The sequence below is a fragment of the Bacteroides caecigallinarum genome, assembly GCF_021531075.1.
GTDB lineage: Bacteria > Bacteroidota > Bacteroidia > Bacteroidales > Bacteroidaceae > Phocaeicola > Phocaeicola caecigallinarum_B.
On record NZ_JADYTJ010000061.1, the window covers coordinates 1 to 15,038 of the forward strand.

Below are 15,038 nucleotides of genomic sequence, written 5' to 3' on the forward strand. Positions count from 1 at the left end.
GTCTATAAACTATGTATAGTAATAAGGATATTATTATACCAATTGTATTGGTAAACATGTATCCTGAAGATTTCAACACTATTAGTTCATAACCTAAAATAATGTTTGAAAGCAAAAGCATATACGACGGAACAAACATTAATGAATTTATACTGCCGCATATATTAGGGAATGCTTTTTTAAGCAATAATGGTATTGTTGATAACAATAATATAAATATTATTGAACCCAGAAACGGATAATAATAGAACTGAGTAAAAAATAATCCCAAATACGAAAGTAACCCTCCAGAAGTATTTTTATTATCATAAAAGAAATACTTTGCCATCGAAAAAAAAGACTTTTCTTCTACTCATTTGACATAATAACGGTTGGTTATTATTGTAAGATATAAAGATACTAATAGGAGGATAATATAATTTACTGTTATGGATAAGGATAATTTCTTCATACTCAGACTAAAACAAATTTTGTATTTACACTTTAGATTTCAATATAACTGTGATGTAATAAAACAAAAATGTTGTGGTAAATAAGTAATTACCACAACATTAGTATTCTTTTTTTACAATCCAAGTTTTGCGGATATATCAAGCATACGCTTTATAGGCTTTATAGCTTCTTTTGCTATTGCTTCGTCCACCACAACTTCAGGCCATTCGTATTTCAATGTATTGTAAAGTTTTTCCAGAGTGTTAAGACGCATGAAGTTGCATTCATTGCAAGCACAAGTGCTATCTTCCGGTGGCGCAGGAATGAAATTCTTCTCAGGGCATTTGCGTCGCATTTCGAACAATATACCACTTTCAGTAGCTACAATAAAGTCTTTCTTTTCACTGTTCATTGCATGTTTCAATAATCCGGCTGTAGACCCTATCTTATCTGCCAGTTTGGCCACAGCTCCCTTACATTCCGGATGAACCAGCACATCTGCATCAGGATATTGCTTTTTAAGCTCTATAATCTTCTCTACAGAGAATTTTTCATGCACATGACATGCACCGTCCCAAAGGAGCATATTTCGGCCAGTAACAGAGTTTATATAGTTTCCAAGGTTCTTGTCAGGACCGAAGATGATAGGCTGTTCTGCAGGAAAACTTTCCACTATCTGCTTGGCATTGGTAGATGTAACCACTACGTCTGTCACTGCCTTCACAGCAGCACTTGTGTTTACATAAGAAATTACTGTGTGATCAGGGTGCTGCTTCACGAACTCTGCAAATTTGTCAGCAGGACAACTGTCGGCTAACGAACATCCTGCATTGAAATCCGGAATTAGAACTTTTTTGTCAAGACAAAGTATCTTTGCTGTCTCTCCCATGAAGTGGACACCGCACATCACTATTATTTCGACATCGGTCTTTGCTGCCCACTGAGCAAGCGCAAGACTGTCTCCAATGAAGTCGGCTATTTCCTGTATTTCGTCCGCCTGGTAGAAGTGTCCCAATATCACTGCATTCTTTTCCTTGCGGAGTTTGTCTATTTCGGTTTTCAAGTCTATTGTCTTGTCCACGGGTTCATCCACATAACCCTTTTTCAACCATTCTTCTTTCATAACTATAAATATTTTATTTTTTCTTCTTTTTAAAAGAAATCCTATGATGCTATTAATAGGCTGTTGATTATGTTGGCAAAAATAATACCGTATTTCTTGCTTTTTAAGTTATTAATATAAGTGCTGTATGTATTAATAACGATTCAACAGCGTTAAGTGCTGATAATTCAGTACTTAATTGGTATATTAACATTTTGTTGATATTGTGCAAAGTTAAAAACTTTCCGTTTATCAGCTATTCATTTCTTATTAAAATTGTGTTCAAATTGTTTCGGAAACTTTTAGGTTAGTTTTTTGGATTGTTGGTTTATAGAGACTTATAAATGTTTGTTTCGGAAATGCAAGAAATAGTTTTAAAAATCTATTCTCATCTTTTCTACACTATTTATACACCTTTTCAACAGATTTCAACAGGGTTATTAATATTGTTTCTATCTTTGCGGACAGTAATTGTAAATATATAGATATGTCTGAAATAAGAAAGCTGAAAATAACGGAAATGAACCGTCTGACGGTGGAAGAATTCAAGGAGGCAGATAAGCTTCCTCTGGTAGTGGTACTTGATGAAGTGAGAAGTTTGCATAACATTGGTGCTGTATTCCGTACTTCGGATGCTTTTCTTGTGAATAGGATATATCTTTGTGGAATTACTGCTACTCCTCCTAATGCAGAGATGCACAAGACGGCTTTGGGAGCTGAAAATACTGTTGACTGGAAGTATTGTCAGAATACTCAAGATGCTGTAAATGAACTGCATGAGGCTGGATATACAGTCCTGTCAATTGAACAGTGTGAGGGTAGTACCATGCTTGGTGATATGGTTCTGGATAAGAATAAGAAATATGCAATAGTCATGGGAAATGAGGTTAAAGGAGTAAAACAGGAAGTGGTTGATATGTGTGATGGATGTATAGAGATACCTCAGTATGGCACTAAACATTCTTTGAATGTATCTGTTACGGCAGGAATTGTGTTATGGGAGTTCGCAAACAAATTGATGGAGTTCAGAAATAACTGTTAATAACATTATTGATAAAGTAATTATCCACACTATAAATACTTGATTTCAATGTATTTACAGTGTGGATAAATGTTTTATAGCTGTCCGTTTTCAACAAGGGTAATAACACGTTCCACCATTTCGTCTTCGTCTTCCGGTCTATATTCTTTTTTGAGGCTGGCACCAAACAGTGTGGCAAATGTTTGATAGAATCCTGCTTTAAATGGTCCCATAAAAGCTTTTACCAGTTGATACGATGATTGGTTACATTCACGGTTTACTAACTTTATCAACAGTTTACCCTGTGAAAATGTCAATTTCTTCATTCTTGGGGTGTACTGTTCCTTCAGTCCTTTTTCTACAGCCTTTATATGTTTTTCTTTAGCCTTTTCGTCAGGAAGTGTCTCCAGATATTCGTATGTCTCTATTATTATGTTTCTTATTTCCTTAGCTATGGGAAGTGTTTTCTTTACGTCTCTTACCAGTTTATAGTAATATTTTTCCTGTTTTTTATTTTTAAACTTAATTTTAGGGTATACATATACGTTTCTCAGAGTTATATATGGTATAGTGTCTCCTTTATAGACACAAACTTTTACCATATATCCTTTGTGCTGAGGAATATCTTGTGCTTTCAATTCTGGAATTGTTAAAAAGCACACTATTGTTAATATGTATATCATATATTTACTCATTGGCACAAAAATAGGAATAAAAACAATTATATGGTCGATAAAAGTGTTATTTTTTTATTGTTTATAATCTTATCAACATTATGTGGATAAATAGATTAATTATTTATATTTCAATGAGTTATATTTTTATAACTTGTTTATATTCTCAGTCTGATGTTATTGAATGGCAGGAGATGTCAGTCGATGATGAGAATATGGCTATGTTGTTTGAACAGTATGAAGAACTTGCAGAAATAGCCGAGAATCCGTTCAATTTTAATACTGTAACTAAGGAACAGCTTGAGCAGTTGCCCTTTCTCTCGGATAAGATTATAGAAAACATACTTTATTATGTTTATAAGTATGGTCCTGTGGTGAGTAAGAATGAGTTGCTTGGAGTTGAAGGAATGGACTGGCAGACAAGGAAGTTTCTTGAACATTTCATTTATGTAGGTCCGGCAAATGAGGAAGAACATTTCAGTTTCAAACGTATGATGAAATACAACAGGCAGGAATTGACAACACGTGTTGATATCCCGTTAAATCAGAAAGCCGGATATGCGGATTATCCTGAAAATGTACTAGTTGACAGTCCTAACAAGAAATATTATGGCAGTTCGTTTTATAATAATTTTCGATACAGGTTTGAGTATAACAAACAGGTATATTTCGGACTGACAGCGGATAAAGATCCTGGAGAGCCTTTCTTCAGTCTTTATAATAAAAAAGGATATGACTTTTATTCGGCTTACCTTTATTTGCAGAATGTTGGTCGGTTCAAGTCTGTGGCTTTAGGTAATTATAAGGCATCGTTTGGATACGGTCTTGTTATGAACATGGGTTTCAGTATGGGAAAATACACTTCTTCTTCATCACTAAGGCGTACTGGGCAGGGAATAACCAAGTACACTTCTACGGGTGAGTATAATTATCTACAGGGAATAGCTGCTACTTATAAGTTGTCGAAAAGATGGGATGCAACGCTTTTCTATTCGTTTAGAAACATGGATGCACGTGTTGAAAACCAGTTCATAAGGTCGTTGAAAACTGATGGATATCATAGGCTGTATAAGGATATGGAAAAGAAAAATACAATATATAATCACGTGATTGGCAGTAACTTAACATATAATGGAAAGAATGTTGAATATGGATTAACAGCTGTTTATAATTGTTTTGATAAAGTGTTGAATCCTGACTATCAGCCTTACAATCATTATTATCCTCGTGGAAAGGATTTCTTCAATACAGGAGTATTCTATAAATTCTTCTTTGATAAGCTTATGATTTCAGGAGAGACTGCAGTTGATAAAGGTGGAACAATTGCAACAATTAATTCATTATGTTATTCACCGACTGTTGATACTGATATAACACTTATCAACAGGTATTACGACAAGAAATATCAGAGTATCTATGCCAGTTCTTTTGGTGAAAATTCAAGAACACAAAATGAGGCAGGTATTTATTTAGGTCTGGAAACCAGTGCTATACAGAATACAAAGTTATTATGTTATGTTGATTACTTTTATTTTTCGTGGAAAAGATATCGTGTAGATATGGCAGGTACATCAGGAATAGAGGGAGTATGTCAGTTAAGTTATTCACATAGCAATTCACTATCTATGTTGATAAAGTACAGCATAAAAAACAAGGCTCAGAACTATTCTATAGATGATGAGAAGTATGTTTTGCCTTATATCCGTCATAGGGCAAGATATCAGGTGAATTATTCACTGAATGATAATAACTCTGTTAAATTTCTGGCTGATTATACCAATACAGGGTATTGGGGACAGGGAACTACAAACGGTTTTCTTGTTTCCGCTACTGCTAATTTAAGTCATGAATCGTTTCCCGTAAGAGCTTCCGTAAGTGGTGCATGGTTTTCAACAGAGGATTATAACGCACGTGTATATCTATATGAACCAGGTTTGCTTTATGCGTTTTCCATGTCTTCATTCTATGGTAAAGGAACAAGAACTGCTTTGAAATTACAATATAACTACAGGAAATTCCTTATGTTTCAGGCTAAATTCGGGTGGACGCACTATACAGACAGAAATACTATCAGTTCTGATACAGAAGAAATACAGGGGAATAATAAGGCAGATATACAATTCCAGTTAAGAATAAAATGGTAACTACCTGTTGATAACATACTGATATTTTCCTTACTTTTGCATTTGACTACAACTAATAACTACACAACTAACAACTATAAAACTACAAAACCATGTCAACAATAATATATCCATCTCCAATTTTCGGACCAATACACAGCCGTCGTCTTGGAGTTTCATTGGGAATCAACCTTTTGCCGGCAGACGGTAAATTCTGTTCTTTCGACTGTATATATTGCGAGTGCGGTTATAATAAAGAACACCGTCCGAAACAAAAACTTCCAACCCGCGAAGAAGTAAAGGCGGCTCTCGAAGCTAAGCTTGTAGACATGAAAGCAAACGGACCATTTCCGGATGTATTGACATTTGCCGGAAATGGTGAACCTACTGCCCATCCTCATTTTGCCGGAATTATTGATGATACTATAGAACTTAGAAACAAGTATTTTCCACAGGCAAAGGTAAGTGTGTTGAGTAATTCAACTTTCATTCATAAACAGGATGTATTCGATGCTTTGATGAAAGTTGACAATAATATTCTGAAGCTTGATACGGTGAATATTGACTATATAAATACTGTTGATAAACCTGTTGGAAACTATGATTTGAATCGTGTAATTGACTGTATGAAAGCATTTAACGGTCAGTTAATAATTCAGACAATGTTCCTAAAAGGAACTACTGATGAGGGGGTGGATGTAGACAATACTCACGATGATTATGTACTCCCGTGGCTTGAAACTGTTAAGCAAATAGCTCCCCGTCAGGTGATGATTTACACTATTGACAGAGAGACACCGGATACTCATCTGCAGAAAGCCACTCATGAAGAATTGGACAGAATATTACATCTGCTTGAAGATGCAGGAATAAAGGCAAGTGCTTCGTATTGATTTACGAAGCACTTTTTTTATGAATAAGCTTTGCAATATTGGTATGTGAACTATAATTGATTATCTTTGTACAAACCTTATTCATAACTACTTATATATGAAAATATTAATCGCATTATCACTTTTTGTCATTGGTGGAACTTGTGTCTCTGCTCAAAAAATCCCTTCTGTTTATAAGCCTGTTAAAAAGGAAATATACCATAAAGGATGGATAGATTTCAATAAAAATGGTGTTAAGGATGTTTACGAAGATCCTTCTGCATCTATTGATAGTCGTATAGAAGACTTGTTAAGCCAGATGACTATGGAAGAAAAAACATGTCAGATGGTAACCCTTTATGGTTATAAACGTGTATTGAAAGACGATCTTCCCACTCCGGAATGGAAAACTTCGTTGTGGAAAGACGGTATAGGTGCCATAGATGAACATCTTAACGGTTTTCAACAGTGGGGGCTTCCTCCATCGGACAATCCTAACGTGTGGCCGGCATCACGTCATGCATGGGCTTTGAACGAAGTTCAGAGATTTTTTGTAGAAGAAACCAGGCTAGGTATTCCTGTTGATTTCACTAACGAAGGTATTCGTGGTGTGGAGAGCTATCGTGCTACTAACTTCCCTACCCAGCTTGGTATAGGTCATACATGGAACAGAAATCTGGTGCGCCGTATAGGAGAAATAACCGGATATGAGGCTCGTATGTTAGGATATACCAATGTTTATGCACCTATTCTTGATGTAGGTCGTGACCAGCGTTGGGGAAGATATGAAGAAGTATATGGTGAATCGCCTTACCTTGTAGCCGAACTCGGTATAGAGATGGTTAAGGGAATGCAAAAAGATTATCAAGTGGCAGCTACCGCAAAACATTTTGTAGCTTACAGTAATAACAAGGGAGCACGCGAAGGTATGGCACGGGTTGACCCTCAGATGTCACCTCGCGAAGTTGAGATGATACATGTATATCCTTTCAAGAGAGTGATTCAGGAAACAGGCTTGCGTGGAGTAATGAGTTCGTATAATGATTATGACGGTATTCCTGTCCAGGGAAGTTACTATTGGCTTACTGAGCGTCTGCGTGGAGAAATGGGATTCCGTGGATATGTAGTTTCTGACAGTGATGCAGTGGAATATCTCTATACCAAGCATGGAACGGCAAAGGATATGAAAGAAGCCGTACGTCAGAGTGTTGAGGCTGGGCTGAACGTAAGATGTACTTTTCGGTCGCCGGAATCGTATGTTGAACCGTTGAGAGAGCTTGTTAAGGAAGGTGGTATTAGCGAGGAGACTATCAACAGCAGAGTACGCGATATATTGAGAGTGAAGTTCCTTATCGGATTGTTTGATTCTCCATATCAGATGAAGTTGGCAGAAGCTGACAAGGTTGTTGAAAACCCGGAACACGAGGCGGTTGCTCTTCAGGCATCACGTGAAAGTATCGTACTTCTGAAGAACGACAATAATATTCTTCCTTTAGATATCAATAAAGTGAAGACAATATCAGTGTGTGGTCCTAATGCCTATGAAGAAGGCTATGCACTTACACACTATGGACCTCTTGCAGTGGAAGTTACTACAGTTCTTGAAGGGATAAAGGATAAGGTGGCAGGAAAGGCAGAAGTCCTTTATATCAAAGGGTGTGACCTTGTTGATGCAAACTGGCCGGAAAGTGAAATTATAGATTATCCGCTTACGTCAGACGAGAAAAAGGAAATTGACACGGCTGTTGAAAACGCACTTAAATCAGACGTTGCTATAGTTGTTTTGGGAGGAGGGCAGCGTACATGTGGAGAGAACAAATCGCGTACAAGTCTGGAACTTCCGGGCCGTCAGTTGCAGTTGCTACAGGCTGTCCAGGCTACAGGAAAACCTGTTATTCTTGTGTTGATAAATGGACGTCCGCTGTCTGTCAATTGGGCCGATAAGTTTGTTCCTGCAATCCTTGAAGCATGGTATCCTGGTTCAAAAGGAGGAACTGCAGTTGCAGATGTATTGTTTGGCGACTATAATCCGGGGGGAAAACTCACCGTTACATTCCCTAAGACTGTGGGACAGATACCTTTCAATTTCCCAGCCAAGCCAGCTTCACAGGTTGATGGAGGAAAGAATCCCGGTCCTGACGGTAATATGTCGCGCATCAACGGTGCTCTTTATCCGTTTGGTTATGGTTTGAGCTATACCACTTTTGAGTATTCAGACATACAGATAAGTCCAAAAGTCATCACTCCTAATGAGAAAGCTACAGTTACTCTGAAAGTAAAAAATACAGGAAATGTGGCTGGTGACGAAATAGTACAGCTATATACACGCGATGTATTGAGCAGTGTCACTACATATGAAAAGAATCTTGCCGGATTTGAACGTGTTAACTTGCAGCCGGGAGAAACAAAAGAAGTGAAGTTTACTATCGACAGAAAGCATCTTGAACTCCTTGATGCCGATATGAAGTGGGTGGTAGAATCTGGAGAGTTTGTGGTGATGGCAGGAGCATCGTCCGAGGATATCCGACAGACTGTGGTGCTTAACGTAGAAGACTATCATACACGCAATGCACGTCTGGAAGCCGAGAAACCGGAAAAGTCTGTATCGGCAAGCACTAATCCGGAAGATGTGATGAAAGTGCTTGATGATGATAATGCTACTTACTGGCAGGGAAACAAGGGTGACTATCTGACATTTGCAATGAAGGAAAATCCTAAGGTGGATGAAGTGTCAATAACTTTTGTGCGTGAGAATAGTCTTCCTTCTACTTTCGAGATACAGCTTTCAGGCGGTGGCGGACAGTTTCTGACTGTGTATAGTGGTACAGTAACTGAATACGGTAAGCCAATAACCTATAAATTTAAGGGAACAACAGCCAGCGACCTTAGAATATTGCTTAACGACGACCGTGTGGGAGTGGCTGATGTAAATATTATAAAGGAATAATTATCGGATAAATCAACAGCTGTTTAAACAATGTTCAAATACCATTCAAACACTGTTTAAACAGCTGTTATTATATACTTACGTTTCGTCATTCTCAGGAGTGACATTGTTTTTTCCTACAGGCTTGTCGAATACTTTTCCACAGTCATTACAAATATATTCCCAATGTTCTGTTCCCGGAGGAGCAGCTGCAAGCATAGCAATTACAGTTGAAAAAATGGCACGTAGCCTGTGTCTCTTTCTCAATATGAATTTAATGTTTTTCGAACCGCAATACGGGCAGTAAATCAGTCTTTCAGGAATCATCTGATTGTTTTCAAGAATAGACATTGCTCTTTCGTAGTCGTCTTCATACACAAATAAGTCTATCCCTGTGATGCTGACAGGCATTCCACGCAGTACACTTGAAGTGTTTTCATTGTGTATTGCTACTGCTATTCCTTCATTCTCCAATGCACCCTTTATCAGTCTTGCCTGAAAGGATTCGTTACATGTTATAAGTTTTACGGTTCTCATATGATAATATTATTTTTTCCAGATATGTTCTATTTCCAGTATAATCATCTTGTGGTAGTTTCCGTGTCCTTCGCCGTACCATTTACCGTCAAGAGATTTGTCGATGAATTTTTCTGGCTTTATATCGTCTTCGTAAAGTTTTCTGCATTCCAGTGTAAGACGTGCTTGTGAAAATGTGATATTACCATTTTCTGTCATAACCGGAATAAGGCCTGTTTCAGCTATTTTGTCTGTATCGCGTCCGGACTTTGAACCGCACACTTTATGGATGGCTTTATTTTCTTCGCCAAGGAATGACAATGTGAGAGTGTCACATTTTTCAATAAACTCGTATGTGTAGCGTTCCGGGCGTATGAAAATAAATGCGACTGTTTTTCCCCATAACACCCCGGTGCCACCCCAAGAGGCTGTCATGGTGTTGAATTTTTCCTGTGAACCTGCGGTTACAAGCATCCATTCTTTCCCGATGGCTTCAATCATATTGTCTGCCAATTGTGATACGTTTATTTCTTTCATTTTCTATATTTATATTAGTGTTTGGCAAAAATAGCTAAAGACTGGCGGAAAGACAAATGTAAAATAAGAAAAACCGGCTGTGGATATTTCTGTAAAGAGTAAAAATTTGCAGTATTATCTCTTGGTGCCGACTATTGTGGGCAGAACTGCTTACTATTGTCAGCAGCATTGTCGACTATAGTAGGACGCATTGCCGACTATAGTCAGCACCAAAAGATGTTTGTGTTTTTGTGATTATGAATTTTCCTAACTTCTCATGATACTTGGTTTATTACGTCAAACTGTATAATTTTGTGGTGTAATAAATCAGATTTTTTATGGGACGTACAATAAAATTACTTTTACTCTATTTTGCTTATCAGTTGGCGTTTTTCGGAGTGCTTACCGGAGTGTTTATGCTGAAAAACGGTGTCATGGAAATGCCGGATATGTCAGGCAGTGGATATATGTCTGTAATTATGTGGGCACAGTTTCTTTCCACTTTGGCTATAGGTCTTCATGTAGTTCTGGGGAAATATGTATCTGTTGATGTTTTTAAATTGAGAACATCTAATAAATGGGCAGTATTATTAGTCTCGTCTATATTTATCGTGGCAATGGGTTTGTGGACTAACTATTTCAGCGAGCTCGCCGGACTGCCGGACAATATGAAGGATGTGTTCGAGCAGATGATGAACAATCCGCTTGGAGTAATATCCATTGTAGTGATGGCTCCACTTGTGGAAGAACTTCTGTTTCGCGGTGCCATACAGGGACATCTCATGCGAAAGTGGAAAATGCCTTATCTTGGCATTGTGGTATCGTCGCTGATATTCGGTGTGGTGCATGGTAATCCGGCTCAGATTCCTTTTGCATTCGTCGTGGGAATGGCTCTTGGATGGATGTATTATCTAACTGGAAGCCTTATTCCTGGAATGTTGATGCACTTTATCAATAATGGCAGTTCTGTGTTGCTTTATTTCTTGTCGGGTGATCCTGATGCTACCATGATTTCATCTCTTGGTGATGATGGGGCTATATCTTTGGCAGTGGTAGGAATGATTCTTACGATAGTCTGCATTTTCATCATCCGGAAGAAGGTGGTGAAGGAGTCGGTGCAGTGGAATGAAGAAAATAACTAGTAGGCATAAATGATATTCGTGGATTTTGGAGTATCTTTGCATGACAATAAATTTATATCAAACTATATAAAAGAAAGGATTTTACCGTGGCAAAAGACAGCGAAGTAGTAATGACCCCCATGATGAAGCAGTTTTTCGACCTGAAGGCGAAGCATCCTGATGCTATTATGCTTTTCAGATGCGGAGACTTTTATGAAACATATTCGGAAGATGCAGTGGCAGCATCCGAGATTTTGGGCATTACCCTTACAAAAAGGGCCAACGGACAGAACAAGTCTATTGAGATGGCGGGATTTCCTCACCATGCACTTGATACATATCTGCCAAAGCTTATCAGAGCCGGACGACGTGTGGCTATCTGCGATCAGCTGGAAGACCCTAAAACCACTAAGAAACTGGTTAAACGCGGTATAACAGAGCTTGTTACACCGGGTGTGGCCATTGGTGACAATATTCTTTCTTATAAGGAGAACAATTTCCTTGCTGCCGTTCATTTCGGAAAGACTGCCTGTGGAGTGGCCTTTTTGGATATTTCTACCGGTGAGTTTATGACTGCCGAAGGAAAACTTGATTATATCGACAAACTTCTCAATAATTTTGCTCCTAAGGAAGTGCTTTTCGAACGTGGAAAGAAACCTATGTTCGAAGGCAATTTCGGAACCAAATTCTTTACTTTCGAACTTGATGACTGGGTTTTCACCGAGACATCTGCTGTGAAGAAACTGCTTAAACATTTCGAGACTAAGAATCTTAAAGGTTTCGGTGTGGAACATCTGAAGAATGGTGTAATAGCTTCAGGAGCTATTCTTCAGTATCTTGAAATGACTCAGCACGAGCATGTTGGGCATATCACATCGCTTTCGCGTATAGAAGAGGAAAAATACGTACGTATAGACAAGTTTACGGCTCGTAGCCTTGAACTTATGGGAAGTATGAATGATGGTGGAACTAGTCTGCTGGATGTTATAGACCATACCATAAGTCCGATGGGTGCACGTATGCTGAAACGCTGGGTTATATTCCCACTAAAAGATGTTCAGCCTATTAACAGAAGGCTAGATGTAGTGGAATATTTTTTCCGTCATCCGGAATTTAAGGAAGAAATTGAAGATTGCCTTCACAGAATAGGAGATTTGGAACGTATAGTTTCGAAGGCTGCTGTAGGAAGAATCTCTCCACGCGAGGTTGTACAGTTAAAAGTGGCTCTGCAGGCTATTGAACCTATCAAGATGGCTTGTCTGGAGGCTGATAACGAGAGCCTTCGCAGGATAGGCGAACAACTTAATCTATGTGTGTCTATCCGCGACAAGATAGCAAAGGAAATAAACAATGACCCTCCGTTGTTGGTCAATAAAGGTGGTGTGATAGCCGATGGTGTGTCCGAAGAATTGGACGAACTTAGACGTATATCATATTCAGGAAAAGATTATCTTCTTCAGATTCAGCAGAGAGAGAGCGAACTTACTGGTATTCCAAGTCTGAAGATTGCTTATAACAATGTATTCGGTTATTATATCGAGGTGCGTAATGCACATAAAGATAAGGTGCCTGCCGAGTGGATAAGAAAACAGACTCTTGTGAATGCCGAAAGATATATTACTCAGGAACTGAAGGAATACGAAGAAAAAATCCTTGGTGCCGAGGACAAGATTCTTACACTTGAGACACGTATTTATAACGAGCTGGTAATGTCGTTGGCTGAGTTTATTCCTGCTATACAGATAAATGCTACTCAGATAGCAGTTCTTGACTGTCTGCTTTCGTTTGCATCGGCTGCGAAGGCTAATGGTTATATCCGTCCGGTAATATCAGAGGATGAGGTTCTGGACATCCGCCAGGGAAGACACCCTGTGATAGAAAAACAACTTCCTCTTGACGAGAAATATATAGCAAATGATGTTTATCTCGATACGGAGAAACAGCAGATTATCATCATTACGGGTCCTAACATGGCCGGTAAGTCTGCATTGTTAAGACAGACTGCCCTTATTACTCTTATGGCGCAGATAGGTTGTTTTGTGCCGGCCGAGAGTGCACACATAGGTATCGTTGATAAGATATTCACACGTGTGGGGGCGAGTGATAATATTTCTGTGGGAGAATCAACGTTTATGGTTGAGATGAACGAGGCTGCTGATATTCTGAACAATCTTTCACAGCGCAGTCTGGTCCTGTTCGATGAACTTGGACGTGGAACATCTACATACGACGGTATATCCATAGCATGGGCTATAGTGGAACATATACATGAAAATCCTAAGGCTAAGGCACGTACTCTGTTTGCAACCCACTATCATGAGTTGAACGAGATGGAACGTACATACAGCCGTATAAAGAACTATAATGTATCTGTCAAGGAAGTAGACAATAAGGTGATTTTCCTTCGTAAATTAGAGCGAGGTGGCAGCGAACATTCGTTCGGTATCCATGTAGCGAAGATGGCTGGTATGCCTAAGTCCATAGTTAAGCGTGCTGACGAGATTCTGGCACTCCTTGAGAAGGAAAACCGTCAGGGTTCTATATCCGGAAAGGAAAAGGAGATTACTTCTGAAATAAAGAAGAAAAAAGAGGCATCATCGTCATCCGACGGTATTCAACTGAATTTCTTCCAGCTCGATGACCCCGTATTAAGCCAAATAAGGGATGAAATTATCAATTTGGATATCAATAATCTCACCCCTGTTGAAGCTTTGAACAAATTAAATGAAATAAAGAAAATTCTTAATTGATGAAATTCTTTGCTCTCACGCTTGTCATTTCCGGATTAGCCGGAGTTGACTGGCGTGTGCAGTAGTCAAACTCATGACTCTTTTGTCCGCTGTATGAATTCCAGATAAGTTTCAGTTTTACAGTTTCTCCTTCTGTGTCTGGCAATATTCCGTCCAGTTTGAAGGCTACAAGTGCATCTGCCTGATGTCCGTAAATATCGCCAAATGCATTATGGCGGAATTCAACCTCGTATAAGTTTTCAGGATTGTTAGTTGAAATGAGGTTTACAAAGTGCTTTGTTCCTGTATTTCCCCACGCAGTGCTGAAACGTAGCGTCAGATAACCGTCTTCCGAAACTGTCATCCAGTTGTTAAGGATTTCTACCGGGTCGTTTCCATAAACTTTATCATTCTCTTCGTCACCAAGATTTTCAGCTATAGGCTTAGTGAGAATACTGTCTATCCAGTTGATATGTACAGCTTTGCTGAAACCGTTTGCCGGATCTTCAGTTTCGTCGAAGTTAACTAATGCTCTTACTTCCTTTTCTCCGAATGGTGATTTAGTTACATTTACAGGACGCAATGTAGTTTCATCGTCAAGCTGGAGGAAGAAAGTATCGTTGGCGTCAGTCTTTACAGTTACCAGTGTATTAGGATAAAGAAGGGAATAATCATAGCTGTCATCGTCGTTATTACACGACTGCAGTGAGAATATGGCAACCGAAGCTACCAGTGCATGTCTTAAAATTGAATGTAGTCTCATAATAATTTAATCTTTAACGTGTTAACTTTGAATGTTTGTTTATTCGTTAAATGCATTATTATGGAATATCGTGCATATGAATCTGTTAAAAAGGTATAATGGTTTATATAACAAAAAAGAGGGTGTGTCAAAATGATGCATCCTCTTTTCGTTATATAATCATCGGTTTCTCATTTTTCATAGAGTATGATTTCTATATTTCCGTATTATCCCTATCTCCATGCTTTCAAGTAGTATAATCGG

12 protein-coding genes are annotated in these 15,038 nt (G+C 38.5%); 6 read left to right on the plus strand and 6 right to left on the minus strand.

All coding sequences use genetic code 11. From position 1 onward, the window contains the following. Positions 1-328 (minus strand): DUF6057 family protein (locus I6E11_RS12915; RefSeq protein ID WP_235338576.1); only part of this gene is annotated, 328 nt, incomplete at its 3' end. Positions 329-565: 237 nt separating this feature from the next. Next, positions 566-1,555, minus strand: coding sequence for a quinolinate synthase NadA (nadA, locus tag I6E11_RS12920; protein WP_235338577.1), 990 nt, complete (start codon positions 1,553-1,555; stop codon positions 566-568). A gap of 475 nt (positions 1,556-2,030) precedes the next feature. On the opposite strand from nadA, the gene I6E11_RS12925 reads away from it, so the two are divergent. Further along, entirely contained in the window at positions 2,031-2,576 is a 546-nt protein-coding gene (locus I6E11_RS12925) for an RNA methyltransferase (RefSeq protein ID WP_235338586.1), read from the plus strand. 74 nt (positions 2,577-2,650) lie between these two features. Here the strand turns inward: I6E11_RS12925 and I6E11_RS12930 are convergent, their stop codons facing one another. After that, a complete protein-coding gene (locus tag I6E11_RS12930; RefSeq protein ID WP_394800136.1) occupies positions 2,651-3,235 on the minus strand; it encodes a DUF4294 domain-containing protein in 585 nt (194 codons plus the stop codon). A gap of 128 nt (positions 3,236-3,363) precedes the next feature. Here I6E11_RS12930 and I6E11_RS12935 point away from each other — a divergent pair, with 128 nt between their 5' ends. From I6E11_RS12935 to I6E11_RS12945, 3 genes are all read left to right on the plus strand, one after another. Then, entirely contained in the window at positions 3,364-5,373 is a 2,010-nt protein-coding gene (locus tag I6E11_RS12935) for a helix-hairpin-helix domain-containing protein (protein ID WP_235338579.1), read from the plus strand. A gap of 92 nt (positions 5,374-5,465) precedes the next feature. Next, positions 5,466-6,245: a radical SAM protein gene (locus tag I6E11_RS12940; RefSeq protein ID WP_235338580.1), complete on the plus strand. Its 780-nt coding sequence runs from the start codon at positions 5,466-5,468 to the stop codon at positions 6,243-6,245. Positions 6,246-6,342: 97 nt separating this feature from the next. Next, complete coding sequence (locus tag I6E11_RS12945) at positions 6,343-9,171, plus strand: glycoside hydrolase family 3 N-terminal domain-containing protein (RefSeq protein ID WP_235338581.1); 2,829 nt, start codon at positions 6,343-6,345, stop codon at positions 9,169-9,171. A 78-nt stretch (positions 9,172-9,249) separates the two neighbouring features. On the opposite strand, the gene I6E11_RS12950 is transcribed toward I6E11_RS12945, so the two are convergent. Beyond that, positions 9,250-9,687 carry a putative signal transducing protein gene (locus I6E11_RS12950; protein ID WP_235338582.1) on the minus strand — a complete coding sequence of 146 codons (438 nt, stop codon included), beginning with the start codon at positions 9,685-9,687 and terminating at the stop codon, positions 9,250-9,252. 9 nt (positions 9,688-9,696) lie between these two features. Next, complete coding sequence (locus tag I6E11_RS12955; protein ID WP_235338583.1) at positions 9,697-10,203, minus strand: flavin reductase family protein; 507 nt, start codon at positions 10,201-10,203, stop codon at positions 9,697-9,699. Positions 10,204-10,520: 317 nt separating this feature from the next. On the opposite strand from I6E11_RS12955, the gene I6E11_RS12960 reads away from it, so the two are divergent. After that, the gene (locus I6E11_RS12960; RefSeq protein ID WP_235338584.1) at positions 10,521-11,324 is read left to right on the plus strand and encodes a CPBP family intramembrane glutamic endopeptidase; all 804 of its coding nucleotides are present in this window, start codon (positions 10,521-10,523) and stop codon (positions 11,322-11,324) included. A 110-nt stretch (positions 11,325-11,434) separates the two neighbouring features. Next, positions 11,435-14,053 carry a DNA mismatch repair protein MutS gene (gene mutS, locus I6E11_RS12965; RefSeq protein ID WP_235338587.1) on the plus strand — a complete coding sequence of 873 codons (2,619 nt, stop codon included), beginning with the start codon at positions 11,435-11,437 and terminating at the stop codon, positions 14,051-14,053. On the opposite strand, the gene I6E11_RS12970 is transcribed toward mutS, so the two are convergent. Continuing rightward, on the minus strand, positions 14,046-14,795 hold the full coding sequence (locus I6E11_RS12970; protein ID WP_235338585.1) for a NigD1/NigD2 family lipoprotein: 750 nt from the start codon (positions 14,793-14,795) through the stop codon (positions 14,046-14,048). The genes mutS and I6E11_RS12970 overlap by 8 nt on opposite strands. Between the last annotated feature and the right edge of the window lie 243 nt (positions 14,796-15,038).

Excerpts from the sequence above, each read along its gene's own strand:
- I6E11_RS12935 (WP_235338579.1), top strand. The coding sequence starts at position 3,364 with ATGAGTTATATTTTTATAACTTGTTTATATTCTCAGTCTGATGTTATT.
- nadA (WP_235338577.1), bottom strand. The coding sequence starts at position 1,555 with ATGAAAGAAGAATGGTTGAAAAAGGGTTATGTGGATGAACCCGTGGAC.
- I6E11_RS12950 (WP_235338582.1), bottom strand. The coding sequence starts at position 9,687 with ATGAGAACCGTAAAACTTATAACATGTAACGAATCCTTTCAGGCAAGA.
- I6E11_RS12945 (WP_235338581.1), top strand. The coding sequence starts at position 6,343 with ATGAAAATATTAATCGCATTATCACTTTTTGTCATTGGTGGAACTTGT.
- mutS (WP_235338587.1), top strand. The coding sequence starts at position 11,435 with ATGACCCCCATGATGAAGCAGTTTTTCGACCTGAAGGCGAAGCATCCT.
- I6E11_RS12955 (WP_235338583.1), bottom strand. The coding sequence starts at position 10,203 with ATGAAAGAAATAAACGTATCACAATTGGCAGACAATATGATTGAAGCC.
- I6E11_RS12970 (WP_235338585.1), bottom strand. The coding sequence starts at position 14,795 with ATGAGACTACATTCAATTTTAAGACATGCACTGGTAGCTTCGGTTGCC.
- I6E11_RS12940 (WP_235338580.1), top strand. The coding sequence starts at position 5,466 with ATGTCAACAATAATATATCCATCTCCAATTTTCGGACCAATACACAGC.
- I6E11_RS12960 (WP_235338584.1), top strand. The coding sequence starts at position 10,521 with ATGGGACGTACAATAAAATTACTTTTACTCTATTTTGCTTATCAGTTG.